This is a genomic window from Pseudomonas fluorescens (assembly GCF_002837185.1).
GTDB classification, from domain to species: domain Bacteria; phylum Pseudomonadota; class Gammaproteobacteria; order Pseudomonadales; family Pseudomonadaceae; genus Aquipseudomonas; species Aquipseudomonas fluorescens_AM.
Map to the genome: position 1 here is coordinate 22,847 of NZ_KZ478014.1, position 25,770 is coordinate 48,616.

At 60.5% G+C, this 25,770-nt stretch carries 21 protein-coding genes; 14 read left to right on the forward strand and 7 right to left on the reverse strand.

Translation table 11 applies throughout. From position 1 onward, the window contains the following. Positions 1-41: 41 nt before the first annotated feature. From ribBA to CIB54_RS21775, 5 genes are all read left to right on the forward strand, one after another. The gene (gene ribBA / locus CIB54_RS21755; protein WP_101220922.1) at positions 42-1,148 is read left to right on the forward strand and encodes a bifunctional 3,4-dihydroxy-2-butanone-4-phosphate synthase/GTP cyclohydrolase II; all 1,107 of its coding nucleotides are present in this window, start codon (positions 42-44) and stop codon (positions 1,146-1,148) included. Between the two features lie 178 nt (positions 1,149-1,326). Continuing rightward, positions 1,327-2,352 carry an ABC transporter substrate-binding protein gene (locus CIB54_RS21760; RefSeq protein ID WP_065952757.1) on the forward strand — a complete coding sequence of 342 codons (1,026 nt, stop codon included), beginning with the start codon at positions 1,327-1,329 and terminating at the stop codon, positions 2,350-2,352. Continuing rightward, a complete protein-coding gene (locus CIB54_RS21765) occupies positions 2,349-3,260 on the forward strand; it encodes an ABC transporter permease (RefSeq protein ID WP_065952758.1) in 912 nt (303 codons plus the stop codon). The genes CIB54_RS21760 and CIB54_RS21765 overlap by 4 nt, the downstream gene beginning before the upstream one ends. 6 nt (positions 3,261-3,266) lie before the next feature. Next, positions 3,267-4,076 carry an ABC transporter permease gene (locus CIB54_RS21770; RefSeq protein ID WP_065952759.1) on the forward strand — a complete coding sequence of 270 codons (810 nt, stop codon included), beginning with the start codon at positions 3,267-3,269 and terminating at the stop codon, positions 4,074-4,076. A gap of 17 nt (positions 4,077-4,093) precedes the next feature. After that, complete coding sequence (locus CIB54_RS21775) at positions 4,094-5,248, forward strand: ABC transporter ATP-binding protein (RefSeq protein ID WP_101220923.1); 1,155 nt, start codon at positions 4,094-4,096, stop codon at positions 5,246-5,248. A gap of 85 nt (positions 5,249-5,333) precedes the next feature. On the opposite strand, the gene CIB54_RS21780 is transcribed toward CIB54_RS21775, so the two are convergent. The 3 genes from CIB54_RS21780 to CIB54_RS21790 form a co-directional block, all read right to left on the reverse strand. Beyond that, positions 5,334-5,696 carry a hypothetical protein gene (locus CIB54_RS21780; RefSeq protein ID WP_101220924.1) on the reverse strand — a complete coding sequence of 121 codons (363 nt, stop codon included), beginning with the start codon at positions 5,694-5,696 and terminating at the stop codon, positions 5,334-5,336. A 2-nt stretch (positions 5,697-5,698) separates the two neighbouring features. Continuing rightward, positions 5,699-6,694 (reverse strand): hypothetical protein, encoded by a 996-nt coding sequence (locus CIB54_RS21785; protein WP_065952866.1) that lies wholly within the window; start codon positions 6,692-6,694, stop codon positions 5,699-5,701. A gap of 171 nt (positions 6,695-6,865) precedes the next feature. Beyond that, the gene (locus CIB54_RS21790; RefSeq protein ID WP_065952762.1) at positions 6,866-8,272 is read right to left on the reverse strand and encodes a purine-cytosine permease family protein; all 1,407 of its coding nucleotides are present in this window, start codon (positions 8,270-8,272) and stop codon (positions 6,866-6,868) included. A 319-nt stretch (positions 8,273-8,591) separates the two neighbouring features. On the opposite strand from CIB54_RS21790, the gene CIB54_RS21795 reads away from it, so the two are divergent. Together CIB54_RS21795 and CIB54_RS21800 are read left to right on the forward strand one after the other, a co-directional pair. Beyond that, positions 8,592-9,077: a flavin reductase family protein gene (locus CIB54_RS21795; protein WP_065952763.1), complete on the forward strand. Its 486-nt coding sequence runs from the start codon at positions 8,592-8,594 to the stop codon at positions 9,075-9,077. A 57-nt stretch (positions 9,078-9,134) separates the two neighbouring features. Beyond that, positions 9,135-10,178 (forward strand): LLM class flavin-dependent oxidoreductase, encoded by a 1,044-nt coding sequence (locus CIB54_RS21800; RefSeq protein ID WP_065952764.1) that lies wholly within the window; start codon positions 9,135-9,137, stop codon positions 10,176-10,178. A 50-nt stretch (positions 10,179-10,228) separates the two neighbouring features. Here the strand turns inward: CIB54_RS21800 and CIB54_RS21805 are convergent, their stop codons facing one another. Continuing rightward, positions 10,229-11,530, reverse strand: a complete 1,302-nt coding sequence (locus CIB54_RS21805; protein WP_101220925.1) for an Nramp family divalent metal transporter — start codon at positions 11,528-11,530, stop codon at positions 10,229-10,231. 318 nt (positions 11,531-11,848) lie between these two features. On the opposite strand from CIB54_RS21805, the gene CIB54_RS21810 reads away from it, so the two are divergent. Both CIB54_RS21810 and CIB54_RS21815 read left to right on the forward strand, forming a co-directional pair. Next, complete coding sequence (locus CIB54_RS21810) at positions 11,849-14,257, forward strand: glucose/quinate/shikimate family membrane-bound PQQ-dependent dehydrogenase (RefSeq protein ID WP_101220926.1); 2,409 nt, start codon at positions 11,849-11,851, stop codon at positions 14,255-14,257. A 56-nt stretch (positions 14,258-14,313) separates the two neighbouring features. After that, positions 14,314-15,579 carry a carbohydrate porin gene (locus CIB54_RS21815; RefSeq protein WP_101220927.1) on the forward strand — a complete coding sequence of 422 codons (1,266 nt, stop codon included), beginning with the start codon at positions 14,314-14,316 and terminating at the stop codon, positions 15,577-15,579. On the opposite strand, the gene CIB54_RS21820 is transcribed toward CIB54_RS21815, so the two are convergent. The 3 genes from CIB54_RS21820 to CIB54_RS21835 all read right to left on the reverse strand — a co-directional run bounded on the left by CIB54_RS21820 (position 15,576) and on the right by CIB54_RS21835 (position 19,149). Then, positions 15,576-16,751: a XylR family transcriptional regulator gene (locus tag CIB54_RS21820; protein WP_101220928.1), complete on the reverse strand. Its 1,176-nt coding sequence runs from the start codon at positions 16,749-16,751 to the stop codon at positions 15,576-15,578. The genes CIB54_RS21815 and CIB54_RS21820 overlap by 4 nt on opposite strands. 608 nt (positions 16,752-17,359) lie before the next feature. Next, positions 17,360-17,752, reverse strand: a complete 393-nt coding sequence (locus tag CIB54_RS21830) for a hypothetical protein (RefSeq protein ID WP_101220929.1) — start codon at positions 17,750-17,752, stop codon at positions 17,360-17,362. Beyond that, positions 17,749-19,149 carry a PAAR domain-containing protein gene (locus CIB54_RS21835; RefSeq protein ID WP_101220930.1) on the reverse strand — a complete coding sequence of 467 codons (1,401 nt, stop codon included), beginning with the start codon at positions 19,147-19,149 and terminating at the stop codon, positions 17,749-17,751. Before CIB54_RS21835 ends, CIB54_RS21830 begins: the two co-directional genes overlap by 4 nt. 526 nt (positions 19,150-19,675) lie before the next feature. On the opposite strand from CIB54_RS21835, the gene xylA reads away from it, so the two are divergent. The 5 genes from xylA (at position 19,676) to CIB54_RS21860 (ending at position 25,676) form a co-directional block, all read left to right on the forward strand. Next, entirely contained in the window at positions 19,676-20,992 is a 1,317-nt protein-coding gene (xylA, locus tag CIB54_RS21840; RefSeq protein ID WP_101220931.1) for a xylose isomerase, read from the forward strand. A 122-nt stretch (positions 20,993-21,114) separates the two neighbouring features. After that, complete coding sequence (gene xylF / locus CIB54_RS21845) at positions 21,115-22,116, forward strand: D-xylose ABC transporter substrate-binding protein (protein WP_065952772.1); 1,002 nt, start codon at positions 21,115-21,117, stop codon at positions 22,114-22,116. 163 nt (positions 22,117-22,279) lie between these two features. Then, complete coding sequence (gene xylG / locus CIB54_RS21850; RefSeq protein WP_101220932.1) at positions 22,280-23,824, forward strand: D-xylose ABC transporter ATP-binding protein; 1,545 nt, start codon at positions 22,280-22,282, stop codon at positions 23,822-23,824. After that, positions 23,825-24,961, forward strand: a complete 1,137-nt coding sequence (locus tag CIB54_RS21855) for a sugar ABC transporter permease (protein ID WP_065952774.1) — start codon at positions 23,825-23,827, stop codon at positions 24,959-24,961. Positions 24,962-25,367: 406 nt separating this feature from the next. Beyond that, positions 25,368-25,676, forward strand: a complete 309-nt coding sequence (locus CIB54_RS21860) for a DUF6124 family protein (RefSeq protein ID WP_101220933.1) — start codon at positions 25,368-25,370, stop codon at positions 25,674-25,676. The last annotated feature ends 94 nt before the right edge of the window (positions 25,677-25,770 follow it).

The window sequence follows — 25,770 nt, forward strand, 5'->3', positions numbered from 1 at the left end:
GTATACCATAATACATACAACCAACAAGCAGAGCACTCCCCATGCCCTTCAACAACATCGCAGACATCATCGAAGACTACCGCCAGGGCAAGATGGTGCTTCTGGTGGACGACGAAGACCGGGAAAACGAAGGCGACCTGCTGCTGCCTGCGGCGTGTTGCACCGCCGAGACTATCAGCTTCATGGCCCGCGAGGCCCGTGGCCTGATCTGCCTGACCCTCACCGATGAACATTGCCAACGCCTGGGCCTGGAGCAGATGGTGCCCAGCAATGGCAGCGTGTTCAGCACTGCGTTTACCGTGTCCATCGAAGCCGCCACCGGCGTGACCACCGGCATCTCCGCCGCCGATCGCGCACGCACCGTTGCGGCGGCTGTGGACATCAACGCGGGGCCCGCCGATATTGTGCAGCCAGGGCATATCTTCCCGTTGCGCGCCCGGGATGGTGGTGTGCTGACCCGCGCCGGCCACACCGAAGCCGGTTGCGACCTGGCGCGCCTGGCCGGGCACACACCGGCCTCGGTGATTGTCGAAGTGATGAACGACGACGGCACCATGGCCCGCCGTCCCGAGCTGGAAGCCTTTGCCCGCAAGCACGGGATCAAGATCGGCACCATCGCCGACCTGATCCACTACCGCCTCAGCACCGAACGCACCGTGGTACGCATCGGCGAACGCGACCTGCCCACGGTGCACGGCATCTTCCGCCTGATCACCTTTGAAGACCGCATCGACGGCGGCGTGCACATGGCCATGGTCATGGGCCAACTGCGCCGCGATGAACCGGCGCTGGTGCGTGTGCATGTAATCGACCCGCTGCGCGACCTGGTCGGCGCCGACTACAGCGGGCCGTCCAACTGGACCTTGTGGGCCGCCCTGCAACGCGTGGCGGCAGAGGGCTGCGGCGTGGTGGTGGTGCTGGCCAACCATGAATCGTCCCAGGCACTGCTCGAACGCGTACCGCAGTTGACCCAGGCGCCACGTCAGTTCAGCCGCTCCCAATCACGGATTTACTCGGAAGTGGGTACCGGCGCGCAGATATTGCAGGATCTGGGCGTGGGCAAACTGCGCCACCTCGGACCACCGCTGAAATACGCAGGCTTGACCGGTTACGACCTGGAAGTCGTGGAAAGCATCCCCTTCATCTGAGGTGAGAAACCCAGCGCCGGCGGATAGCCGGTATGGCAAAGTGCTTGCGCAAAGTTTGGAATACCATAATATGATATTCCATGGTCCGGACACCCCCAATAAGTGGTCCGGACCGACTGCTCCCGATAGGCGGGCACTCCAAAGCCCCGCTCATAAACACAACAATGAGGGCGTAAACATGGTGTTGAACAAAGGTACAACCGCGCTGCTGTTCGCGGGATTGTTGAGCGTGGCCTCCCACGCGGCCATGGCAGCCGAAAGCGTCAATTTCGTCAGCTGGGGCGGCAGCACCCAGGATGCGCAGAAGCAGGCGTGGGCCGATCCTTTCAGCAAGGCCAGCGGCATCACCGTGGTCCAGGATGGCCCCACCGACTACGGCAAACTCAAGGCCATGGTTGAAAGCGGCAACGTACAGTGGGACGTGGTGGATGTCGAAGCCGACTTCGCACTGCGCGCCGCCGCCGAAGGCCTGCTCGAGCCCCTCGACTTCTCGGTGATCCAGCGCGACAAGATCGACCCGCGCTTCGTCTCCGACCATGGCGTCGGCTCATTCTTCTTCTCCTTCGTGCTCGGCTATAACGAAGGCAAGCTCGGCGCCGGCAAACCGCAGGACTGGAGCGCCTTGTTCGACACCAAGACCTACCCCGGCAAACGCGCCCTCTACAAATGGCCAAGCCCAGGCGTGCTCGAACTGGCGCTGCTGGCCGACGGTGTTGCAGCCGACAAGCTCTACCCCCTGGACCTGGACCGCGCCTTCAACAAACTCGACACGATCAAGAAAGACATCGTCTGGTGGGGCGGCGGCGCGCAGTCGCAACAGTTGCTGGCCTCCGGCGAAGTCAGCATGGGCCAGTTCTGGAACGGTCGCATTCACGCCTTGCAGGAAGATGGCGCACCGGTGGGCGTGAGCTGGAAGCAGAACCTGGTGATGGCCGACATTCTCGTGGTGCCTAAAGGCTCGAAAAACAAAGCGGCCGCGATGAAATTCCTGGCCAATGCCAGCAGCGCCAAGGGCCAGGCGGATTTCTCCAACCTGACCGCCTACGCTCCGGTGAATATCGACAGCGTGCAGCGCCTGGATTCAGTCCTGGCGCCCAACCTGCCGACGGCCTACGCCAAGGACCAGATCACCCTCGATTTCGCCTACTGGGCCAAGAACGGCCAAGCCATTGCGACACGGTGGAATGAATGGCTAGTCAAATGAAAATGACGGCAACCACGCGGGCCGAAGGCGCCATCGGCGGTGCCGTTGGCGCCAGGGCCGGGGCGCCGTCCCTGGCGCAGCGTTGGCGCGGATCGAGCAACCTGATCCCGGCACTGCTGTTCCTTGGCCTGTTCTTCCTGGCGCCGCTGATCGGCCTGCTGCTGCGTGGCGTGCTGGAGCCGGTGCCGGGCCTGGGCAATTACGAACAGCTGTTTGCCAATTCCGCGTATGCGCGGGTGTTGCTCAATACCTTTTCGGTGGCCGGCCTGGTGACGCTGTTCAGCCTGCTGCTGGGCTTTCCGCTGGCCTGGGCGATTACCCTGGTGCCGCGCGGCTGGGGCCGCTGGATCTTGAGTATCGTGCTGCTGTCGATGTGGACCAGCCTGCTCGCCCGCACCTATTCCTGGCTGGTATTGCTGCAGGCCTCGGGGGTGATCAACAAGGCGTTGATGGCCATGGGCATCATCGATCAACCGCTGGAGATGGTGCATAACCTCACCGGCGTAGTGATCGGCATGAGCTACATCATGATTCCGTTCATCGTGTTGCCGCTGCAGGCGACCATGCAGGCCATCGACCCGATGATCCTGCAGGCCGGCTCCATCTGTGGCGCCAGCCCATGGACCAACTTCTTCAGGGTGTTCCTGCCGCTGTGCCGGCCGGGCTTGTTTTCCGGCGGCCTGATGGTGTTCGTGATGTCCCTCGGTTACTACGTCACCCCGGCGCTGCTCGGCGGTGCGCAGAACATGATGCTGCCGGAGTTCATCATCCAGCAGGTGCAATCGTTCCTTAATTGGGGCCTGGCCAGTGCCGGCGCCGCGTTGCTGATCTTCATCACGCTGGTGCTGTTCTACTTCTACCTGAAGCTCCAGCCGGAATCCCCGGTTGGCGCCAGCAACGCGAGGTAAGCCGTCATGCTCCTGACCCCCAACGCCATGAGCCGCAGGATGCGCCTGGGCCTCTACACCACCACCGGTTTGATTGGCCTGTTCCTGCTGCTGCCGATCGTATTCATCGTGTTGCTGTCGTTCGGTTCGTCGCAATGGCTGGTGTTCCCGCCACCGGGCTGGACGCTGAAATGGTACGGCCAGTTCTTCTCCAACCCCGACTGGATGAACGCGGCGATGGCCAGTCTCAAGGTGGCGGTGCTGACCACGTTCTTCGCCGTCGCGCTGGGGCTGCCGACCGCCTTTGCCCTGGTGCGCGGACGCTTCCCCGGTCGCGAGCTGCTCTACGGTCTGTTCACCCTGCCGATGATCGTGCCGCTGGTGATCATCGCCGTGGCGGTGTACGCGCTGTTCCTCAAGCTCGGCTACACCGGCACGATGTTCGCCTTCGTGGTCAGCCATGTGATTGTCGCGCTGCCGTTCACCATCATCTCGATCATCAACTCGCTGAAGCTGTTCGACCAGTCGATTGAAGACGCGGCGGTGATCTGCGGCGCCTCGCGCGTGCAGGCGGTGTTCAAGGTGACCTTCCCGGCGATTCGCCCAGGGATGGTGGCCGGTGCGCTGTTCGCCTTTCTCGTCTCGTGGGACGAAGTGGTGCTCAGCGTGATGATGGCCAGCCCGACCCTGCAAACCCTTCCCGTCAAAATGTGGACCACCCTGCGCCAGGACCTGACGCCTGTGATCGCCGTCGCCTCGACGTTGCTGATCGGCCTGTCGGTACTGGTCATGGTGATTGCCGCCGCCCTTCGTCGGCGCACCGAAACCCGCGCCTAGGCGCCCAGGAGCAGAACATGAGTGCAGTGATCCAAGATGCCACGCAGAACCCCGGCCGACCCCTGGTGAGCCTGCGCAACCTGAACAAGTACTACGGCGACTTTGCCGCCGTGGACAACATCTCCCTGGACATCCAGGACGGCGAGTTCCTCACCTTCCTTGGTTCCAGCGGCTCGGGCAAGAGCACCACCCTGTCGATGCTCGCCGGCTTTGAAACGCCGAGCAGCGGCGAGATCCTGGTGAGTGGGCAATCCCTGGTCAACGTGCCGCCGCACAAGCGCGACATCGGCATGGTGTTTCAACGCTACTCGCTGTTTCCGCACTTGTCGGTGCGCGACAACATCGCCTTCCCCCTGGCCATCCGCAAACTGGCCAGCGCCGAACGTGAGAAACGCGTTGACGCCATGCTCAAGCTGGTGCAGCTGGAACCGTTCGCCCATCGCCGCCCTTCGCAACTCTCCGGCGGCCAGCAACAACGCGTCGCCATCGCCCGCGCGCTGGTGTACGAGCCGCGTATCCTGCTGATGGACGAACCCCTCGGCGCCCTCGACAAGAAGCTGCGTGAAGACCTGCAGGACGAGCTGCGCCAGCTGCACCGGCGCCTGGGCATCACCATCGTCTACGTGACCCATGACCAGGAAGAAGCCATGCGCCTGTCCCAGCGCATCGCGATTTTCAGCCACGGCAAAATCGTCGGCCTGGGCAGCGGTTTCGACCTGTACCAGAACCCGCCGAACGCGTTTGTCGCCTCGTTCCTGGGCAATTCCAACTTCCTCAAGCTCAAGGCCCAGGGCAATGCGGCAGCGTCGTTCGAAGGCCAGTCGCTGTCGATCCGCCTGACCACCGGGCTGCGCACCGAGCAGGACCTATTGCTGATGGTGCGCCCGGAAAAGGCCCTGGCGCTGAGTGTCGAACAGGCCACCGAGCAACCGCTGGCGGCGGGCTGGAATGAGGTTTCGGCGATTGTCGGGGAGGTGCTGTTTCTGGGCGAGAGCCAGACGTGCGCGGTGAAAACCCTGGGTGGGACTTCGATGACGGTCAAGGCGCTGTCTGCTGCGGGCATGCCGCTCAAGACCGGTGACCCGGTGCGCGTGCGCTGGGCCACGGCGGATGCGTGTGTGTATACGCAGTGGGCCGAGAGTGATTTGAACAAGGCGGCCGGGGCGCATTGAGCCTGCCTTGGAAGGCTTCATGTGGCAGCGGCTGGGAGAGTGTCAGCTCGTTTGTAGCTGGCCGTTCCGCCATCGGAGCTTCGTATCAACCTCTGTACCAAATGGTCCAGATGACGATTGCAATCGCCCAGATATGACAGCTGCGATAGGGCCACAATGCCCATCTTCTGAGCGCTAAAGGAACTGACGCCAACTCTTCCTCGGTGACGAGGCCAGCTTTCACGAAGCGCTTTGAATCGGACAGGAAATCAACCATAAGCCCCATGCGGTGAAACCTATCGATCCGTTGGTTTCTTTTCCAAAAACGTTTATGCCTACGAACTCTTTCGTTGTCACTGAAGTAACTTTCCAGCTCGTCGAGTTTTCTATATTCGGCGTATAGAATCAGCCCCAAAAGGACGTGCGTCCCAGCCATCAGCACGATGCTATAGACAAGAAAGAGCGACATTATTAAGCCCCCTCTGATTGAAATAAAAAAACACCATCGACCTCTAGGATCTCTCCACCCAGGAAAGCACCGACATCTCCCAAAAAAGAACCTCCTGCGTACCCTCCCGCAGCGCCACCGATAATTCCACAGGCCAACTCAGCGCGTCCCTTGGTCGAAATAGCGAAAGCTATCTTACAAACACTCCGCCCAACCCTTGCACCATAGACTCCCCCGATCGAGGCCCCCGTCACGCTACCCGCCAACCGCCCCGTCTCCACGTATTTGGCTCGCCGACACTGCGCCTCCCTCCCGGTCATACAGGCCTCCTTGATCTCCAATCCCGCCGCGCCAACGTCCATCGCCATTCCCACATACATACCCTTGCCCAACCACTTCGACACTTGCGCAATCGCCCCCATCCGCTGGGCATAGCCGGCAATCTCGCCCTTGTGCAAATAGCTGTTGGTGGAGACCCCGAGGACCTCCTTCAACGACTGGTTACTGCGCAAGCCCGTGCCCAATCTGCCCGCGCCACGCAGTTGAGTATCCAGCAATGCAAACAGCATCTGCCGCTGGCGAATGAAAGTCTCGCGATCCAACCCGCCCGTTTTCAATCGTTGATGCAAACGCTCTATTTCCTCCAACGTATGCACTGTTTCATCCAAATGCCGCGCCCAGGCCGATGTCGCGCTGCCGACGCCAATCGAGCCATAGGTCAGCAAGCTCTGCAGCAAGTCATAGTCATTGACCACCGCCGCGCCGGTCGATGAATGCTGTTCCAGGTCGCGCCGCACCTGCTCGGCGTGGCGCATCAACCAGGCTTCGTCCCTGGAGCATTCCACGCTGTGTGCATCGGGAATAATCACTAATTGCCCCGGCGTGACCAGCCCATGGCGCAGGTGCCGGTTGAGCACATCAAAATGGTCGGAGCGCTGGCGGCTCAAGCCTCCCCCCATCAAGCGGGACTTCAAGCTGCTGTAGTCGGTTGTATGGTCGTTGATATAACTCTGCGCCATGCCCTGCATCCCGCGTCCAATAGAGATGGCGTCGGAATATAGGCAAGCGAATACGGCCCGGAAACAAGCAGCAAGGAGTGAAGATAAATAGAGAAGTTGCCTACGCCGCCAGGAAAAACCGACTACAGAAAAATACCCGGCAAGCGCCGGGTATTTGATTTGACGTGATGATCAGTCCGAATAACCCAGCCTTACCGCACGAACCTTCTGCGTCTGCTTGCGCGTCGCCAGGCAGTAATACAAAGGACACGTCACCACCAACCCCACCAGCCACGACAAGTCCGCGCCTTCCACCAGGTTGGCCCAGGGCCCCACATACAACGACGTATTGGCAAACGGCAATTGCACGATGATGCCGATGAAATATGCCACGATCGCATGCAGGTTGAACCGGCCATACACCCCGCCGTCGGCCTGGAAGATCGAGGCGATGTCGTACACCCCGCGCTTGATGATGTAGAAGTCGATCAGGTTGATCGAGGCCCACGGCACCAGCACCAGCAACAGCGCGAGGATCAATCCGATAAATTGCGCGATGAAGTCCGCCGACGCGCCCAGCGCCACTACACAGCAACCGGCGAGGATCACGCCCGACAGCACTACGCGCACCTTGATGCTGGGCGTCCAGCGGCTGGCGAAGGTCTGGATCGAGGTGATAATCGAGAGCACCGCGCCGTACAGGTTCAGTGCGTTGTGGCTGATGATATTGAGCAGGAACAGCACCATCAGGATCGGCCCCAGCGCGCCCGTGGCTTGCTTGACCGCGACCATCGCTTCGGTGCCTTCCGGTGTCGCCAGTGCCGCCACCAGGCCGAAGGCGAACGACAGGATGGTGCCCAGTGTTGCGCCCAGGTAGGTGGCGATAAATGGCCGGGTGATGCCGATGTCCGCCGGCAGGTAGCGCGAATAGTCACTGGTGTAGGGCGAGAAGCTGATCTGCCAGATCACCCCGAGCGACACCGTGGCCAGCCAGCCGGCGGCGTTGAAACCGCCGCGGGTGAGGAAGTCGGCCGGCAGGTCATGGGCAAAGATGTAGACAAACCCGGCGAGCAACGCGCTGCCCATCACCCAGGTGCCGATGCGATTCAAGGTATGGATAAAGCGGTAGCCGATCACGCCGATGGCCGTGGCGCTGAGGGCGCCGATCAGGATGCTCGCCGGCACCGGGACCGACGGCACGATGCCGACGATGGATTTGCCGGCCAGCACGATGTTGGAAATGAAAAAGCCGATGTAGATCAGCGCCGCGAAAAATACGATCAGCAGCGCGCCGTAGCGCCCGAACTGGCCACGGCTCTGCACCATCTGCGGGATGCCCATGCGCGGGCCCTGGGCGGATGCGAGGGCAATCACGATGCCGCCAAGCAGATGCCCAAGGGCAATCGCCAGCAGCCCCCACATCAGATTGAGATGAAACACCTGGGCCACCATTGCACCGGTGACGATGGGCAGCGGCGCGATATTGGTGCTGAACCACAACGTGAACAGGTCGCGGGCTTTCCCGTGGCGCTCTGAGAGGGGGACGTAATCGACCGTGTGATGCTCGATCAGGGGGTCTTGCCGGGACATCTGAGGCATAGGAATAACTCGCGTTTGTCTGATCTTATAGTTGTTTGACGCCAACCGAGGGGAACTCTAGGGCCGCCCTCAGCATGAACACCATATTATGGTATTCCAAGCTTTTAACAAGACTGATCCGTTGTTTTAGCCCGCCTCCGATCCGGCAATCCCGCCCCGAGAAAACCCATTATCAAGGCATAAATCCCCGTAATAGAGGGTTTTTTGCGGTTCTTGACACGTTTATCGCCCGTTTAAAAAAGCCCTTGCAACTCATGTATTACGGTATACCATCAGACCTATAAATTTAAAAAACCGCTTCATAGCAGAGGACAATCCCATGATCGATGCCGCCGTCTACAAACAAGTGATGGGTTCGTTTCCGTCCGGGGTCACCGTAATTACTACGCTGGACGACGACGGGCAAATCGTCGGCCTCACCGCCAGCGCGTTCAGCTCGCTGTCCATGGACCCGGCCCTGGTGCTCTTCTGCCCCAACTACAGCTCTGACTCCTACCCCGTACTGATCAAGAACAAGCGCTTCGCCATCCATGTGTTGTCCGGCGGACAGCAAAGCGAAGCCTATGCCTTTGCGCGCAAAGGCAAGGACAAGGCCCAGGGCATAGAGTGGACCCTGAGTGCATTGGGCAATCCGATCCTGGCCAATGCCACAGCGGTCATTGAATGCCAGTTGTGGCGCGAATACGAAGGCGGCGACCACGCAATCATGGTTGGCTCGGTCAAGAACTTGATCGTGCCGACACAGCCGAATGGACCCCTGGTGTATTGCCACGGCAAGATGGGTACCCTGCCGGTGCCTGCCTGATACCCCGCTGAACCCATTTTTTTTGCGGAAAACAACAATAGATCCGAGGTACGCGTCATGAAATTTTCGCTGTTCGTACACATGGAACGCTGGGATGAAAGCGTCAGCCACCGTCAGTTGTTCGAAGACTTGACCGAACTGACCCTGATGGCCGAAGCCGGTGGTTTCAGCACCGTGTGGATTGGCGAACACCACGCGATGGAATACACCATATCGCCAAGTCCCATGCCGCTGCTGGCTTACCTCGCGGCCAGGACCACCACTATCCATCTGGGCGCCGGCACCATCATCGCGCCGTTCTGGCACCCGCTGCGGGTGGCGGGCGAATGCGCGTTGCTCGACGTGATCAGCAACGGGCGCATGGAAGTAGGCCTGGCCCGTGGCGCTTATCAGGTCGAGTTCGACCGCATGGCCGGCGGCATGCCTGCCTCGAGCGGTGGCCAGGCCCTGCGCGAAATGGTGCCGGTAGTGCGCGCCCTGTGGAAAGGCGACTACGCCCATGACGGCGACATCTGGAAGTTCCCCACCTCCACCAGCGTACCCAAGCCGATCCAGCAGCCCAGCCCACCGATGTGGATCGCCGCCCGCGACCCCGACTCCCATCATTTCGCCGTGGCCAACGGCTGCAACGTGATGGTCACGCCGCTGATGAAGGGCGATGAAGAAGTCCTGGACCTGAAAAACAAATTCCAGGCTGCCCTGGACAACAACCCTGGCGTGCCGCGCCCGCAGTTGATGGTGCTGCGTCACACCCACGTGCACGCCGCTGATGATCCGCAGGGCTGGAAAGTCGGGGCCAAGGCGATCTCGAAGTTCTATCGCACCTTCGATGCCTGGTTCGGTAACAAGAGCGTGCCGGTCAACGGTTTCCTGGAGCCAAGTCCGGAAGAGAAGTTCGCCGCACGCCCCGAGTTCGAACTGGAGAGCCTGCACAAAACCGCGATGATCGGCACTGCAGAAGAGATCATCCCGCGTATTCGGTATTACCAGGAACTGGGCGTGGATGAGTTCAGCTTCTGGTGCGACAACAGCCTGCCCCATGCCGAGAAGAAGAAGTCCCTGGCCCTGTTTATCGAGCAGGTGATGCCAGCGTTTCGTTGACCGTCCGCAGGCGTCGCTTCAAGCAGATGCGACGCCTGCACACCCGGTGATCAGCTGAACAGCTCGACACCCAGCTGAAACGCGACCCACAGCGCCAGACCCGTGGCGAAGAGCAACGCAATGTTCTCGAACAGGTTATTGCGGTACTCCTTGCCGAGCAGCGACTTCTGGTTGGACATGATCAGCAGGCCGAGGGAAATCACCGGCAGACCGATGATGTTCAACGCGCTGACACCAATGGTCAGCGTGACAAAGTCCGGCATGCCCGGCAGCGACCAGACCAGCGGGGTCACCAGGATGAACAGCATGAACCACTTGTGCATCGGGTCATGGTGGAACTCTCTGCCATAGCGTTCCCGGCGTCCGGGGCGCACGTGCTGGAAGGCATCGGTGATCAGCATCGGAAAGGCCGTGGTCTTGCCCGAGATGCTGGCGAACAGCGTCGCGAACACGCCGATAAAGAAGATGTACCAGCCGATCGGGCCGAAGAAGATCTCCAGCGCCTTGCCCAGGTCGCCCAGGGTATTCACTTCAATGCCGTTGGGCCGCAGGATCTCGGCGCCGACAATCCAGATCGCCAGGTTGATCACAATGCCGACGAACACGGCGAACAGCAGGTCGTTACGCTGGATGCGCTTGTGCTGCGGGCCAATCCAGCCCTTCTGGCGCATCACATAGGGGTGCACAAAGTTGGCGATCGAGCCCGCCACCGCGCCGATCACCGAGACCGCCACCAGCAACGCGCCATGCACGCCCTCATCCGGCGGAATGCTGAAACCGATCGTGCCTCTGACAATACTCGCCATGTCCGGCCCGGACATCACTGCCAAGGCAATGAACGCCAGGGTCATGATCGCCAGCAGGCTCTTCATCACGCCTTCGATCATCGAATAGATATTGCGCCCCACCAGCAGCCACACTGCCAACACCACGGCCACCGAACACAGCAGCGCGTAGTCGGTCTTGAACAGCATGGCCAGGGCTTCACCCGCGCCCTTGATCATGTAGGCATTCATCAAATGCCCCATCAGCAGCGCATACACCAGCAGGAACCAGGCGAAAAACGGGTTCAACTGGGCATAGCCCTGAAGGATCGTCATGCCTTGGTTATTGCACAGCTGGAAGCGCGCAATGATGTTGACGATCAGGTACCTGAGCAGCAGCGACACCGCGAGCACCCACATCATGGCGTAGCCGTAGTTGGCGCCGGCAACGGAGGAGGTAATCAGATCGCCTGCGCCCAGCCAGGACAGTACCGCGATAACGCCGGGGCCGAGCAGCTTTAGAAGTCGTACAACATGGCCGGGCGCAGGCGCCGCAGCCTTGCCTTCGACGGAAGGAAAACCGGTCATAGGGGGGAGTCTCCGTTATTTTTTTTGTGAGAGCGGTGATAGTCGAACACAGTTGATACGACGTCGTACAACTCCAATAGCCGGTTAAGTATTAATAAATGTTTCGCGCCGCCACGAGTGCCCGCGATGCGCTGGAATCATCGCCCTGCGACAAAATGTACTAACCAGTTACTTATCTTGCTAAAATCGCGGTCCTGCCCTATTGCCTGTCAATTAAGCGAACGAAATGTTCAACGCAGCGAAGATCAAATGTGGGAGGGGATCTGCGCTAACTGATCGGCATTAGGCTTTGCCCTCTCTCACTCGAGCCCTTTCGACATGAAACGAGCATCGCGCGCCGCTGGCGCCTCTAGATTCTTACTCCTTGGCCTGGGCGTGATCATCGCCCTGCTCGGCCTTGCCCTCGCCGTTGGCGGCGCCAAACTGGTCAGCCTGGGAGGTTCCTGGTACTTCCTGGTCGGTGGCGTGGCCATGGCCCTTGCCGGACTGCTGATTGCCCGGCGCAACCCGGCGGGTGCCTGGCTGTTCGCCGCGTTCCTGGTCGCCACGGCCGTATGGGCCGTCGCGGATGTGGGCCTGGTGTACTGGCCGCTGTTTTCGCGCCTGTTCATGTTCGCGGTGATCGGTATCGTGGTCGCGCTGGTGTATCCGCTGCTGGTCGGTAAACCGGCGCGTGCTGCGTACGGCGTCGCCGCTGTACTGGCGCTGGGCGTGGCGGTGGCGGCGGGCAATATGTTCGTCGCTCACCCAAGCGTCGCGCCGACCGGCGCCGGCCCCGGCATCACCCCGGTGGCCGCGGCCGATGCCCAGAAAGACTGGGCCCACTACGGCAACACCGAAGGCGGCAGCCGCTTCGCCGCGCTGGACCAGATCAATCGCGACAACATCGACAAGCTCAAAGTCGCCTGGACCTACCACACCGGTGACGTGGCGATCAGCGACGGCAACGGTGCCGAGGACCAGCTGACGCCCCTGCAGATCGGCAACAAGGTCTTCATCTGCACCCCACACAACAACCTCATCGCGCTCGACGCCGACACCGGCAAGGAACTGTGGAAGAACGAGGTCAACGCCCAATCGGCGGTCTGGCAGCGGTGCCGTGGGATGGCCTACTTCGACGCCACTGCGCCGATTGCCCAGCCGACCCAACCCAACAGCTCGCCGATCATTGCCGCCAGCGTGGCCGCCGGTGCGCAATGCCAGCGTCGCCTGCTGACCAACACCATCGATGCACGCCTGATCGCCGTGGATGCCGACACCGGCAAATTCTGCGAAGACTTCGGCACCCACGGCCAAGTGGATTTGAAGGCCGGCCTGGGTAATGTGCCGGACAGCTACTACCAATTGTCGTCGGCGCCGCTGATTGCCGGTACCACCGTAGTGGTGGGCGGTCGCGTCGCGGATAACGTACAGACCGATATGCCCGGCGGCGTGATCCGTGGTTTCGATATCATCAGCGGCCAGATGCGCTGGGCGTTCGACCCCGGCAACCCTGAAGACAAACACGCGCCGGCCGAGGGCAGCACCTACGTGCGCAGCACCCCGAACAGCTGGGCGCCGATGTCCTACGACCCGCTGATGAACACGGTATTCCTGCCGATGGGCAGCTCGTCCACCGACATCTACGGTGTGGAGCGCACCCAGCTCAATCATAAATACGGTGCTTCGGTACTGGCGCTGGACGCCTCCACCGGCGCCGAGAAATGGGTGTACCAGACGGTCCACAATGACCTGTGGGACTTCGACCTGCCGATGCAACCCAGCTTGATCGATTTCACCCCGCCGGGCAGCGACAAGGCGGTGCCCGCCGTGGTGATCGGCACCAAGGCCGGGCAAATCTATGTACTCGACCGCGCCACCGGCAAGCCGTTGACCGACGTGCAGGAAGTGCCGGTCAAAGCCGCGAACATTCCCAACGAGCCGTACTCCCCCACCCAGCCCAAATCCCTGGGCATGCCGCAGATCGGCGCACAGACCCTGACCGAATCGGACATGTGGGGCGCCACGCCGTTTGACCAGTTGCTGTGCCGCATCGACTTCAAGGGCATGCGCTACGACGGCCTGTACACTGCGCCGGGTACCGATAAATCCCTGAGTTTCCCGGGTTCCCTGGGCGGCATGAACTGGGGCAGTATTTCCACCGACCCGGTGCACGGTTTTATCTTCGTCAACGACATGCGCCTGGGCCTGTGGATCCAGATGGTGCCGTCGCAGAACAAGGCCCTGGCGGCCTCCGGCGGTGAAGCGCTGAACACCGGCATGGGCGCTGTGCCGCTCAAGGGCACGCCCTATGCGGTGAACAAGAACCGCTTCCTGTCGGTAGCCGGCATTCCGTGCCAGGCGCCGCCGTTCGGCACCTTGACCGCCATCGACATGAAAACCCAGAAAATCGCCTGGCAAGTACCGGTGGGCACTGTTGAAGACACCGGCCCCCTGGGCATCCGCATGCACCTGCCGATCAAAGTCGGCCTGCCGACCCTCGGCGGTACGCTGTCGACCCAGGGTGGCCTGATCTTTATCGCCGGCACCCAGGACTTCTACCTGCGCGCCTTCAACAGCGGCAACGGCGATGAAATCTGGAAAGCCCGCCTGCCGGTGGGCAGCCAGGGCGGCCCGATGACCTACGTGTCACCCAAGACCGGCAAGCAGTACATCGTCGTCACCGCCGGCGGTGCGCGCCAGTCCACCGACCGTGGCGACTATGTGATCGCCTACTCCCTGCCGTAACAATCCCTGTTCGCGCGGTGCGCCCGCACCGCGCTTTTGTGTCTGGAAAATCCTGCATGAACCCTACTTCTCAAACCTGCATTGGGCGCCTGGTGCTGGGCCTGGCCTTTGCCGCCGCCCTGCCCGCTCAAGCCGACGACACCACCCTGACCGGCGACTGGGGCGGCCTGCGCCGTGAACTCGACGACCAGGGCGTGCGCTTCAGCGGCGACTACAGTGGCGAGACCGCCTACAACGCCCATGGCGGCCAGCATCGCTCGGCGCGCTACTCACAAAACCTCAAGCTCGGCGTGCAGTTCGACCTGGGCAAACTCTACGGTTTCAACAACGGCGACCGCATCCAGCTGACCATCAACGACCGACGCGGCAACAGCGCCTCCGAAGACCTGGTGGGCAACCGCCTGCCGATCCAGGAAAACTACGGCGGCCTTTATACCCGCCTCACCGAGTTGAGCTACGAACGCACGCTGTTCACCCCGGCACTTAACGTCAAGCTCGGCTACATGGCCATGGGCAATGACCTCGGCGGCCTGGACAGCGGCATCCTGTGCAACTTCATGAACGCCGGGTTCTGCGGGCACCCGCTGAACATGTCGGGCGGCAGCGGCTGGGCCAACTACCCGAATGCGCACCTGGGTGCACGGGTTAACTACGACTTTTCGCCCAACTGGCAACTGCGCGTGGCCGCGTTCAATGTCGACCCGTCCAGCAACGGCAATTCCAGCCGCGCCTGGCACCTGGGGCCCAAACACACCACCGGTACCGTGGTGCCCATTGAGCTGATCTACAAACACGCCGGCCGCCTGCCGGGTGAGTACAAGCTCGGTTACTACTACGACAGCTCCGATGTAAAACGCATCGGCAGCGACAAAGCGGTCAGCGGTCGCGGCGGCCACTACCTGTTGATCGACCAGGCGGTGTGGGCCTCTCCGACGTCCCAGGGCCGCAGCCTGCATGCCTTTGCTCAATACTCGGCGGCCAGCGAGGCGGCGTCGCCGTTCAGCAAGTGGTATGGCGCGGGGGTGGTGTTGTACAAACCGTTCGAAGGCCGCCCACGGGACACCGTCGCCCTGGGCTATGGACGCGCCGTGCCGAACCCGCGCAGTCGCGATGTACAGGAACTGGCGGCCGTCAATGCAGGCAACCCCTACCCTGCCCTGGACAGCGCCGAGCAGTTGATCGAACTCAGCTACGGCTACCAGGCCACGCCGTGGCTGACCTTGCGTCCGGATGTGCAATACATCATCGAACCGGGGGCGTTTTCCGGGGAAAATATCGACAATGCGCTGATACTGGGTTTGCAGGTCAAGGCGGTGTTCTAAGCCGCGCCCTGCTGGTACTGCCTGGGCGTACACCCGAACTCGCGGCGAAACACCGTGTGCAGGTATTGCGCCGAGGTGAACCCGCAGGTCTGCGCAATATCGGCAATCGCCAGCGCCTGGTTTTCCAGGCCCTTGGCGGCGGCGGCGAGTTTGAAGCGCAAGATCTCGTCGTGCACGCTGCACCCGCGCACCTTGCGAAAGTGCGACTCCAACGATGAGCGCGACACCCCGACATACGCCGCCACCTGCGCGGTCTTGATGCCCTGGCACGCGTACTGGCGGATAAACAGCAGGGCCTGCATCACATAGGGATTGCCCAAAGGCTGGTGCAGGCTGGAGGCCTGCACGTTGATTGCGTCCGGCGGCACCAGCACCTGCGTACCCGCGCAGGGTTTGCCATGCAGCATCTGGTGCAGCAGCGCGGCGGCAGTGCGGCCCATGGTTTCGGTGCCCTGGATCACCGAACTGAGCGGCACCCGCGTCAGCGTGCGGGTCAGCGGGTCGTTGTCGATGCCGATCAGCGCCACTTCCTCCGGCACCGCAATGCCTGCTGTCAGGCAGGCCTGCAACAGCTGCCGGGCACGGGCGTCGGTCACCGCAATAATGCCGATAGGCTTGGGCAGGCTGTGCAGCCAGGCAATCTGCTGCTCCACCGCGCTGTCCCACAACGGCGCGCTGGTCCCCAGGCCGCGATAGATCTCTACCTGCAAACCGTCGCGCTGCATCAACCCGCGAAAAGCCTTCTCACGCTCCTGGGCCCAGCGGTTGGCCTGGGCTTCAGGCAGGCTGAAACAGGCAAACCGCGTCAACCCGGCCTCGATCAGGTGCTCGTAGGCCAGTTTCATGAGCGCATGGTTATCGGTCGCCACATAGGGAATCCCCTTGGGGTACAGGCTGACGTCCTCATACGACCCGCCCACCGCCACCACCGGTATCCGACTCCCGACCAACGCCTCGCCAATCAGCGGGTCATCGAAATCGGCAATGATCCCATCGCCCTGCCAACGTTCGATACCGCGCAGGCGACAGAGAAAATCCTCCTCCAGGAACAAATCCCAGGACGCACGCGTGCTGCTCAGGTAATTGCCGATACCGGCGATGATGCCACGGTCGTAGATTTTGCTGCCGTTGAAGAGCAAGGCGATGCGGTGCACGGGCGGTAGGGTTTTCATTGGTTTTGTCCTGGGGCCGGTGGGTGCAGATGAGTACTCAGAGGTCTGATTGCTCAGGATAGCGGGCCTTGGATGAGGTCCGCTTAACTTACCTAAATTCCACCAGCATGGCTGCAACTACCGACCAAGCGACGGAACCGATCAACATCACCCTATTGATGGCCAACAGGCGCCTTAGGTGAGGAGGAAAGTTTTTAAGATCGACAGGGTCCAGTTCTCCGATGCGAAGAGACGCCTTTGGCAACGTCACCCTTCCGGCAATTTTTGATATTTCCCAAAGCGACCAGATTACCCCCCCTTTTCCAGGCTTGTCCCCCAGCTATAAATAAAGCGACTGTTCCTCAGTGCCTCTTTCATAGCGTCCAGGTGCCGACGACTTAGGTAAAGACTAAAGATAACGCCAGCAACTGCGAGCAAAATTGGCCCACCTGTAACAATGATTGAAATCCAAGGAGGCCAAGTATCGATACTGGTCATGGTTGTCCGGCCTCGTAAATTTTTTCACTCCTGAGGTTTGCCTCGGCGTACCCAACAGAACCTAGTGATGCGTCAGGCTACGAATTGGAAACGCCGAGGGCTTTTCGAGTAAGGGATGTCGCCCCCTCAAACTACTTAAACTTCAGTAGTACAGCTACGGTGACAAGCCAAGTAAAACCAATGACTTTCATAGCCGTATCGATAACCAGCAGACGCTTTAGGTAAGGTGGAAAACTTTCGAGATCAGCAGCGTTTACATCCCCAATTCGGATATACGCCTTCGACCACGTTACCATTCCTGCGATTTTCGCTATCTCCAACAGGGACCAAATCACACCCCTGCGCCCCAAACTCGGTCCCCATAAGTAAATATAACGGCTATTCTTCAGTGCGTCCTTAATGGCGTCCAAGTGACAGCGGCTCAGATACAACGTGTATCCAATGCTTATAATTCCAAGCAAAAAAGGACCACCGCCAACAATCCAAAAAGCGAACCAAGACTTCCAGAATTCCTCCTCAGTCATGGCGCAGTTTTCTCGTACAGAATTTCTCCACCTAGTTCCCCTCCCATCCCACCTGCACTCGTGCCCACCCATGCACCAGTTGCTACCAGTGCCGCAGCACAAATAACACCTCCTATACCTGTAGAGATACCTAGCCCCAGACAGACAGGACCACTGGCCTGTAAACCTATCCTGCCACCCCAAGCACCACCGACGGTAGAAAGGCCAAATTTCCCCCCTTCAGTAAATTTAACCTTCTCACACGCCGCCCCAGAATCCCCATTACATACCTGCTGAACCGCCAACAATGAAGACACCCCGCCAAGACCAATGCCGATGTAACCACCTGCCTTCATATACTTCGTGGCACGACTAACCGCCTCCACATGAGACGCATACCCCGGAATCTGCCCCGGCCCACCTGCCTTGTCCCAGTGATGCACCAAACTTCGACTGGAAATTCCAAGCGCCGTTTTCAACTTGGGGTGATCGCCCAGCGTCGTTTGTCCTCGTAAGCGCGTGGAGTTGAGCAAATGGGCATCCAGCTGGTGCATCAACCGCTGGCGATCTGCAAAGAACTGCGGCGATCTAAGGTGGCCGTGCCGCCGATAGCTTTGCTGATGCAGGCGCTCCATCGCCTGGAGTGTGTCGCGCAGATTGCTCAGGTGCTTCTCCATCACCACTGCACTGACGCCGAGCCAGGTTGAGGTATGGCCGATAAACCCGGCAATTTCGGCACCGTGGCGAAACAGGAAGTCAGCCTCGTCCGGCGTCAAGGTATCCAGGGAGGCGTCGACCTGTATGGCGGCCTGCATCAGTTGCGCTTCTTGATAGGTGCAGGAGGTATTGCTCGGATCACTGAGCACAATCATTGAGCCGGCTTTGACATTACCCGTATTGGGATTTAGTGCCTGGAACTTGCGCATCACAGCTGGGTCGAGCGTCGGAAAAAGCGTAGCCTCCAGCGCCTCGCGGGTCATGCTCTTAGGCACGATATAGAAGCCAGGCTCCTGGTCGCTCTCTGCGTTGGATGCTCGGCGGGAGGGCACGAAACCAGATTGACGCGGCGCTACAGGGCTGGCGCTTACCGTTGATGTGTTGGGTTGAGCAATTCGCTGATTAATAGGCGATGCTGAGTTTTCGTTTTCGTAGGTGGCTGAGTACACCGAAGGAATCAACCGAGCTTGACATGGGCAACTGCTGAAACTATCCAGTGTGCCTGCCACACGTTTACCGTGACTCTCAATATGGGAAATGCCGCCTAGAATCTGGTATGTCCCTTTATGTTTTCCGCACGTAACCAGGTCACCTTCGCGAGCATGTAGAATCCCGTAGATATTAACTCTTGGATCACCTTCGATAATTCTACCGCCGCACGTCGTTCTATCACCCAGGCCAACAAAATATCCTTCACTCATGCACTGCGCCCTTTAAATTAGTCCACTGCCAATGTGCGAAACGGCAAAGCAATCAAGCCCTGTCCCGCTCAACCCTTACTGGGTGACTGCCTTCGGCCGCCACTCGATAAATTGCAATAGGTGGATGAGCCTTGCGGTAGGCATTTTTTTATCAATCACGTCCAACACTTGCTTACTGAGCCCCGATTTTTTTGCTCAGTGAGCGAAGACTTATCCAACCCACTCAAAAACTCAGGCGATACGTCGTTGGTATACAACAAGGCTTGTGATGTATTCATCTCTATGTTCCTTATCTCAGTTTAGTTCGCCGCCCTCACTTGATCACATCAAGGCAGTGACTGGCGCTCCGAACTTTGAAGAGGCATTTACCGGCCGTAAAGTCAGACGTTTCCCTAAATCCTGTACTCCCTGAGCCGTCCCGAGTCCCTCACTCAAAATCGCACCACCCCTTGGTGATTTTCATAATCAGCAGCCCCAGTGCCGTTGCTAGTATCCAGACACCGCCAAGAACAATAAGGAAAACGCCATGCCGTACTTCCCCGGTGTCGAGCAGGTCCGCTTCGAAGGCCCTGCCAGCGACGCTCCCCTCGCCTTTCGTCACTACGACGCCAACAAGCTGATCCTCGGCAAGCCCATGCGGGAGCACCTGCGCATGGCGGCCTGCTACTGGCACACCTTTGTGTGGCCGGGGGCGGACATGTTTGGGGTGGGCACCTTCAAGCGGCCGTGGCAGCGCAGCGGTGACCCCATGGAGCTGGCCATCGGCAAGGCGGAGGCGGCCTTTGAGTTTTTCTCCAAGCTGGGCATCGACTACTACAGTTTTCACGACACCGATGTGGCGCCCGAAGGCAGTTCGCTCAAGGAGTACCGCAACCACTTTGCGCAGATGGTCGACCACCTGGAGCGTCATCAGGAACAGACCGGCATCAAGCTGCTGTGGGGCACCGCCAATTGCTTCAGCAACCCGCGCTTTGCCGCCGGTGCCGCGAGCAACCCCGACCCGGAGGTGTTCGCCTACGCCGCCGCCCAGGTGTTCAGCGCGATGAACGCCACGCTGCGGCTCAAGGGTTCCAACTACGTGCTGTGGGGCGGTCGTGAAGGCTATGAAACCCTGCTCAACACCGACCTCAAGCGCGAGCGTGAACAGCTCGGCCGGTTCATGCGCATGGTGGTGGAACACAAGCACAAGATCGGCTTTACCGGCGACCTGCTGATCGAGCCCAAGCCCCAGGAGCCAACCAAGCATCAGTACGATTACGACAGCGCCACGGTGTTCGGCTTCCTGCACGAGTACGGCCTGGAGCACGAGATCAAAGTGAACATCGAGGCCAACCATGCGACGTTGGCCGGGCACAGCTTTCACCATGAGATTGCCACCGCCGTGTCCCTGGGGATTTTCGGCAGTATCGACGCCAACCGTGGCGACCCGCAGAACGGCTGGGATACCGACCAGTTCCCCAACAGCGTCGAGGAAATGACCCTGGCCACCTATGAAATCCTCAAGGCCGGCGGCTTCAGGAACGGCGGCTACAATTTCGATTCCAAGGTGCGCCGCCAGAGCCTGGACGATATCGACCTGTTCCACGGGCATGTCGCAGCGATGGATGTATTGGCCCTGGCCCTGGAACGCGCGGCCGCCATGGTGCAGAACGACCGCCTGCAACAGTTCAAGGACCAGCGCTATGCCGGCTGGCAGCAGCCGCTGGGCAAAGCCGTACTGGCGGGCGAGTTCAGCCTGCAATCCCTGGCCGAACATGCGTTTGCCAACGAACTGGACCCGCAGGCCGTGAGTGGGCGGCAGGAGATGCTGGAAGGAATCGTGAACCGGTTCATCTACACCTGACGCTCCTACAGGGGCGGTGACATTTGCGCGACAAATCTATGCACAGAGCGCCCAAGGACGCTCTACAGTTTCAGGCGCACCACGCTGTGTCTTTTCCAACAACAATAAAAGGACGCACCACCATGAAGTCATTCAAACGTACGCTGCTCGCCACTGCCCTGGCCCTGCTCGCCCTGCCGGTGATGGCCGATTCGGCTCACCCGAAAATCGGTTTTTCCATCGACGACCTGCGCCTGGAGCGCTGGTCCCGCGACCGTGACTACTTCGTCGCCGCGGCGGAGAAACTCGATGCCAAGGTGTTCGTGCAGTCCGCCGATGCCAACGAGCAGAAGCAAATCTCGCAGATCGAAAACCTGATCTCCCGTGGCGTCGATGTGATCGTGATCGTGCCGTTCAATGCCACGGTGCTCACCAACGCGGTGGCCGAAGCCAAGAAGGCCGGGATCAAGGTGGTGTCCTATGACCGCCTGATCCTCAATGCGGACATCGACGCCTACATCTCCTTCGATAACGAAAAAGTCGGCGAAATGCAGGCCAGCGGCGTGCTGCAAGCGGCGCCCAAGGGCAATTACTTCCTGCTCGGTGGCGCGCCGACCGACAACAACGCCAAGGTGCTGCGCGAAGGCCAGATGAAGGTGCTGCAACCGGCCATCGACAAGGGCGATATCAAGATTGTCGGCCAACAATGGGTGAAAGAGTGGAACCCCACCGAAGCCCTGAGCATCGTCGAGAACGCCCTGACCCGTAACAACAACAAGATCGACGCCATCGTCGCCTCCAACGATGCCACCGCCGGCGGTGCGATCCAGGCCCTGGCCGCGCAGAAGCTGGCGGGCAAAGTGCCGATTTCCGGCCAGGACGCCGACCTGGCGGCGATCAAGCGCGTGATCGACGGCACCCAGACCATGACCGTCTACAAACCGCTCAAGTTGATCGCCACCGAGGCGGCCAACCTCTCGGTGCAGTTGGCGCGCAATGAAAAGCCCACCTACAGCTCGCAATACGACAACGGCAGCAAGCAGGTCGACACCATCCTGCTCACCCCGACACCGCTGACCAAGGCCAATATCGACGTACTGGAGAAGGACGGGTTCTACACCAAAGAGCAGATCGGCGGGCAATGATGACTGCCTCGATAAAACCTCGCCCCCTGTAGGAGCGAGCTTGCTCGCGAAAAACGTCAACGATAATGCGCGCTTCCTGGATAAACGCGGCGCTCTCGGGTTTTTCGCGAGCAAGCTCGCTCCTACAGGGGTGGGGGCCAGCCTATTTGTGTGAGCCTTTCCCATGTCCGACTACCTGCTGCAAATGAACGGCATCGTCAAACGCTTCGGCGGTGTCAACGCCCTCAACGGCATCGACATCAACGTACGGCCCGGCGAGTGCGTCGGGTTGTGCGGCGAAAACGGTGCCGGCAAATCCACCTTGATGAAGGTGCTGTCGGCGGTCTATCCGTATGGCACCTGGGAGGGAGAAATCCTCTGGGACGGACAGCCGCTCAAAGCCCAGTCCATCAGCGAAACCGAAGCCGCCGGCATCGTCATCATCCACCAGGAACTGACCCTGGTGCCCGACCTGTCGGTGGCCGAGAACATCTTCATGGGTCACGAGTTGACCCTGCCCGGCGGGCGCATGAATTACCCGGCGATGCTGCGCCGCGCCGAGGCGTTGATGCGTGAACTCAAGGTGCCGGACATGAATGTGGCGCTGCCGGTGTCGCAGTATGGCGGCGGCTACCAGCAACTGGTGGAGATCGCCAAGGCTCTCAACAAACAGGCACGCCTGCTGATCCTGGACGAGCCCTCCTCGGCCCTGACCCGTTCGGAAATCGAAGTGCTGCTGGACATTATCCGTGACCTCAAGGCCAAGGGCGTGGCCTGCGTGTACATCTCGCACAAGCTTGATGAAGTGGCGGCCGTGTGCGACACCATCGCCGTGATTCGTGACGGCAAGCACATCGCAACCACCGCCATGGCCGACATGGACATCGCGCAGATCATCACGCAAATGGTCGGCCGCGAGATGAGTAACCTCTACCCCACCGAACCCCATGAGGTGGGTGAGGTGATATTCGAAGCGCGCAACGTCACCTGCTACGACGTCGACAACCCCAGGCGCAAACGCGTCGACGATGTTTCCTTCGTGCTCAGGCGTGGCGAAATCCTCGGTATTGCCGGGCTGGTGGGCGCCGGGCGCACGGAGCTGGTGTCGGCACTGTTCGGCGCCTACCCCGGCCGCTACAGCGGTGAGGTGTGGCTGGAAGGCCAGGTGATCGACACGCGTACGCCGCTCAAGTCGATCCGCGCCGGGCTGTGCATGGTGCCCGAGGACCGCAAGCGCCAGGGCATCATCCCCGACCTGGGCGTGGGCCAGAACATCACCCTCGCGGTGCTCGACAGCTATGCCCACCTGACCCGCATCGACGCCGAGGCCGAACTGGGCAGCATCGACCAGCAGATCGCCCGCATGCGCCTGAAAACCGCCAGCCCGTTCCTGCCGATTACCACCCTGTCCGGTGGCAACCAGCAAAAAGCCGTGCTGGCGAAAATGCTGATGGCCAAGCCCAAGGTGCTGATCCTGGATGAGCCCACGCGCGGGGTGGATGTGGGCGCCAAGTACGAGATCTACAAACTGATGGGCGCGCTGGCAGCCGAGGGGGTGTCGATCATCATGGTGTCGTCGGAACTCGCCGAAGTGCTCGGCGTGTCCAACCGCGTACTGGTGATCGGCGACGGCCAGTTGCGGGGCGACTTCATCAACCAGGGGCTCACCCAGGAACAGGTACTCGCCGCTGCGCTCAGCCAAAATAATAACGATCGGAAGACCGCGTAGATGAATCAGGTCAAACAGCTTTTCACCCGCTACAAAATGCTCGCGCTGGTGATCGCCGTCGCGTTCATCTGGCTGTTTTTCAGCTGGCAGACCGACGGCGGTTTCCTCACGCCGCGCAACCTGTCCAACCTGCTGCGGCAGATGTCCATCACCGGGATACTGGCGTGCGGCATGGTTCTGGTGATCATCAGCGGCGAAATCGATTTGTCGGTCGGCTCATTGCTGGGCTTGCTGGGCGGGCTGGCGGCGATCCTGGATGTGGTTTATCACATCCCGCTGCTGGCCAACCTGAGCCTGGTCGCGTTGTGCGGCCTGATGATCGGCCTGGCCAACGGCTATATGACGGCGTACCTGCGCATCCCTTCGTTCATTGTCGGCCTGGGCGGGATGCTGGCGTTTCGCGGGATCCTGCTGGGCATTACCGGCGGCACCACCATCGCGCCGGTGTCGCCGTCGCTGGTGTACGTGGGCCAGGGCTATTTGCCGCATTCGGTGGGCATTGGCCTGGGTGTCCTGCTGTTTGCGTTGACCTTGTTCCTCACCTGGAAGCAGCGGCGCAACCGCGCACTGCATGGTTTGACCGCGCATGCCCTGATGCGCGACGCACTGCGCGTGGTGCTGATCGGCGCAGTGCTGGCCGGGTTTGTGACCACCCTCAACAGCTACGACGGCATCCCGGTGCCGGTGTTGCTGCTGCTGGTGCTGCTCGGCGTGTTCAGCTACGTCACCAGCCAGACCGTGTTCGGCCGCCGCGTGTATGCGGTGGGCAGTAACATGGAGGCCACGCGGCTATCCGGTATCAACGTGCAGGCGGTGAAACTGTGGATCTTCGGCATCATGGGCGTGATGTGTGCGCTGGCCGGCCTGGTCAACACCGCACGCCTGGCCGCCGGTTCACCGTCAGCGGGGAACATGGGCGAACTGGACGCGATTGCCGCGTGCTTTATCGGCGGCACCTCGATGCGCGGCGGCTCGGGCACGGTGTATGGCGCGTTGCTCGGGGCACTGGTGATTACCAGCCTGGATAACGGCATGTCGATGCTGGACGTGGACAGTTACTGGCAGATGATCGTCAAGGGCAGCATCCTGGTGCTGGCGGTGTGGGTGGACGTGAGCACGCGGGCGGGACGGCGGTAAACCCAACGCCTACCAACACTGAATAACCCTGTGGGAGGGGGCTTGCCCCCTACCACATTTGTCTGCCTTTCAACATTGGGATTGGTGGCATTTGGTCATGGTTTTTAAAGGGCCAGCAAGGCATGTCCCTTTAAATTGCAGGACGTTTCCTAGACAATCCCTGCCGCCTTGTGCCTGCTGGAATCGGTGGCTAGTCTGCGCTCCGTCACTGCCAAATCAGTGATCGGGTTTAGTCGCCCGGAATGTCACAAGGCGCATGGTCCATCAAGCTTTATGGTGGCTGTGCGCAGGGCACCTTCGGGTGCGCCGGATTTTCCTTGTGGCCGGTCGACTAACCTGCGTACAGCCGCCACCCATCGTTTAGTCGCGACGGGGGTCGGTACCAAATCACACAAGGAACTGCACCATGAATAAACTCCAGCCAGATCTCCCGTTTGACCCCGCAAAAGACCGCGCCGCCTTCAACCGCGCCATCGACCACTACCTGCCCGCCCAAGGCTTCCACTCGGTCAACGAAGACCTGAGCTTCGAAGACGCCCTGCTCTACACCGCCAGCTTGCTCGACAGCGCCTCCGCCACCGCACTCGATTGCGGCGAGCTGCTGCAAAGCCCCGCACGGGCGAAAATCCTGGCGGTGTGGCACTTGCTGGAAATTGCCAAGACCACGGTTGATCGGTCCATCGAGTGCCTGACCGACACCAAAGCCCCTGCCTGAACGCGGTCAACACTGTGGGAGGGGGCTTGCTCCCGATGGCGGCGGATCAGTCACAGAGGTATAGCTGACCCACCGCTATCGGGGGCAAGCCCCC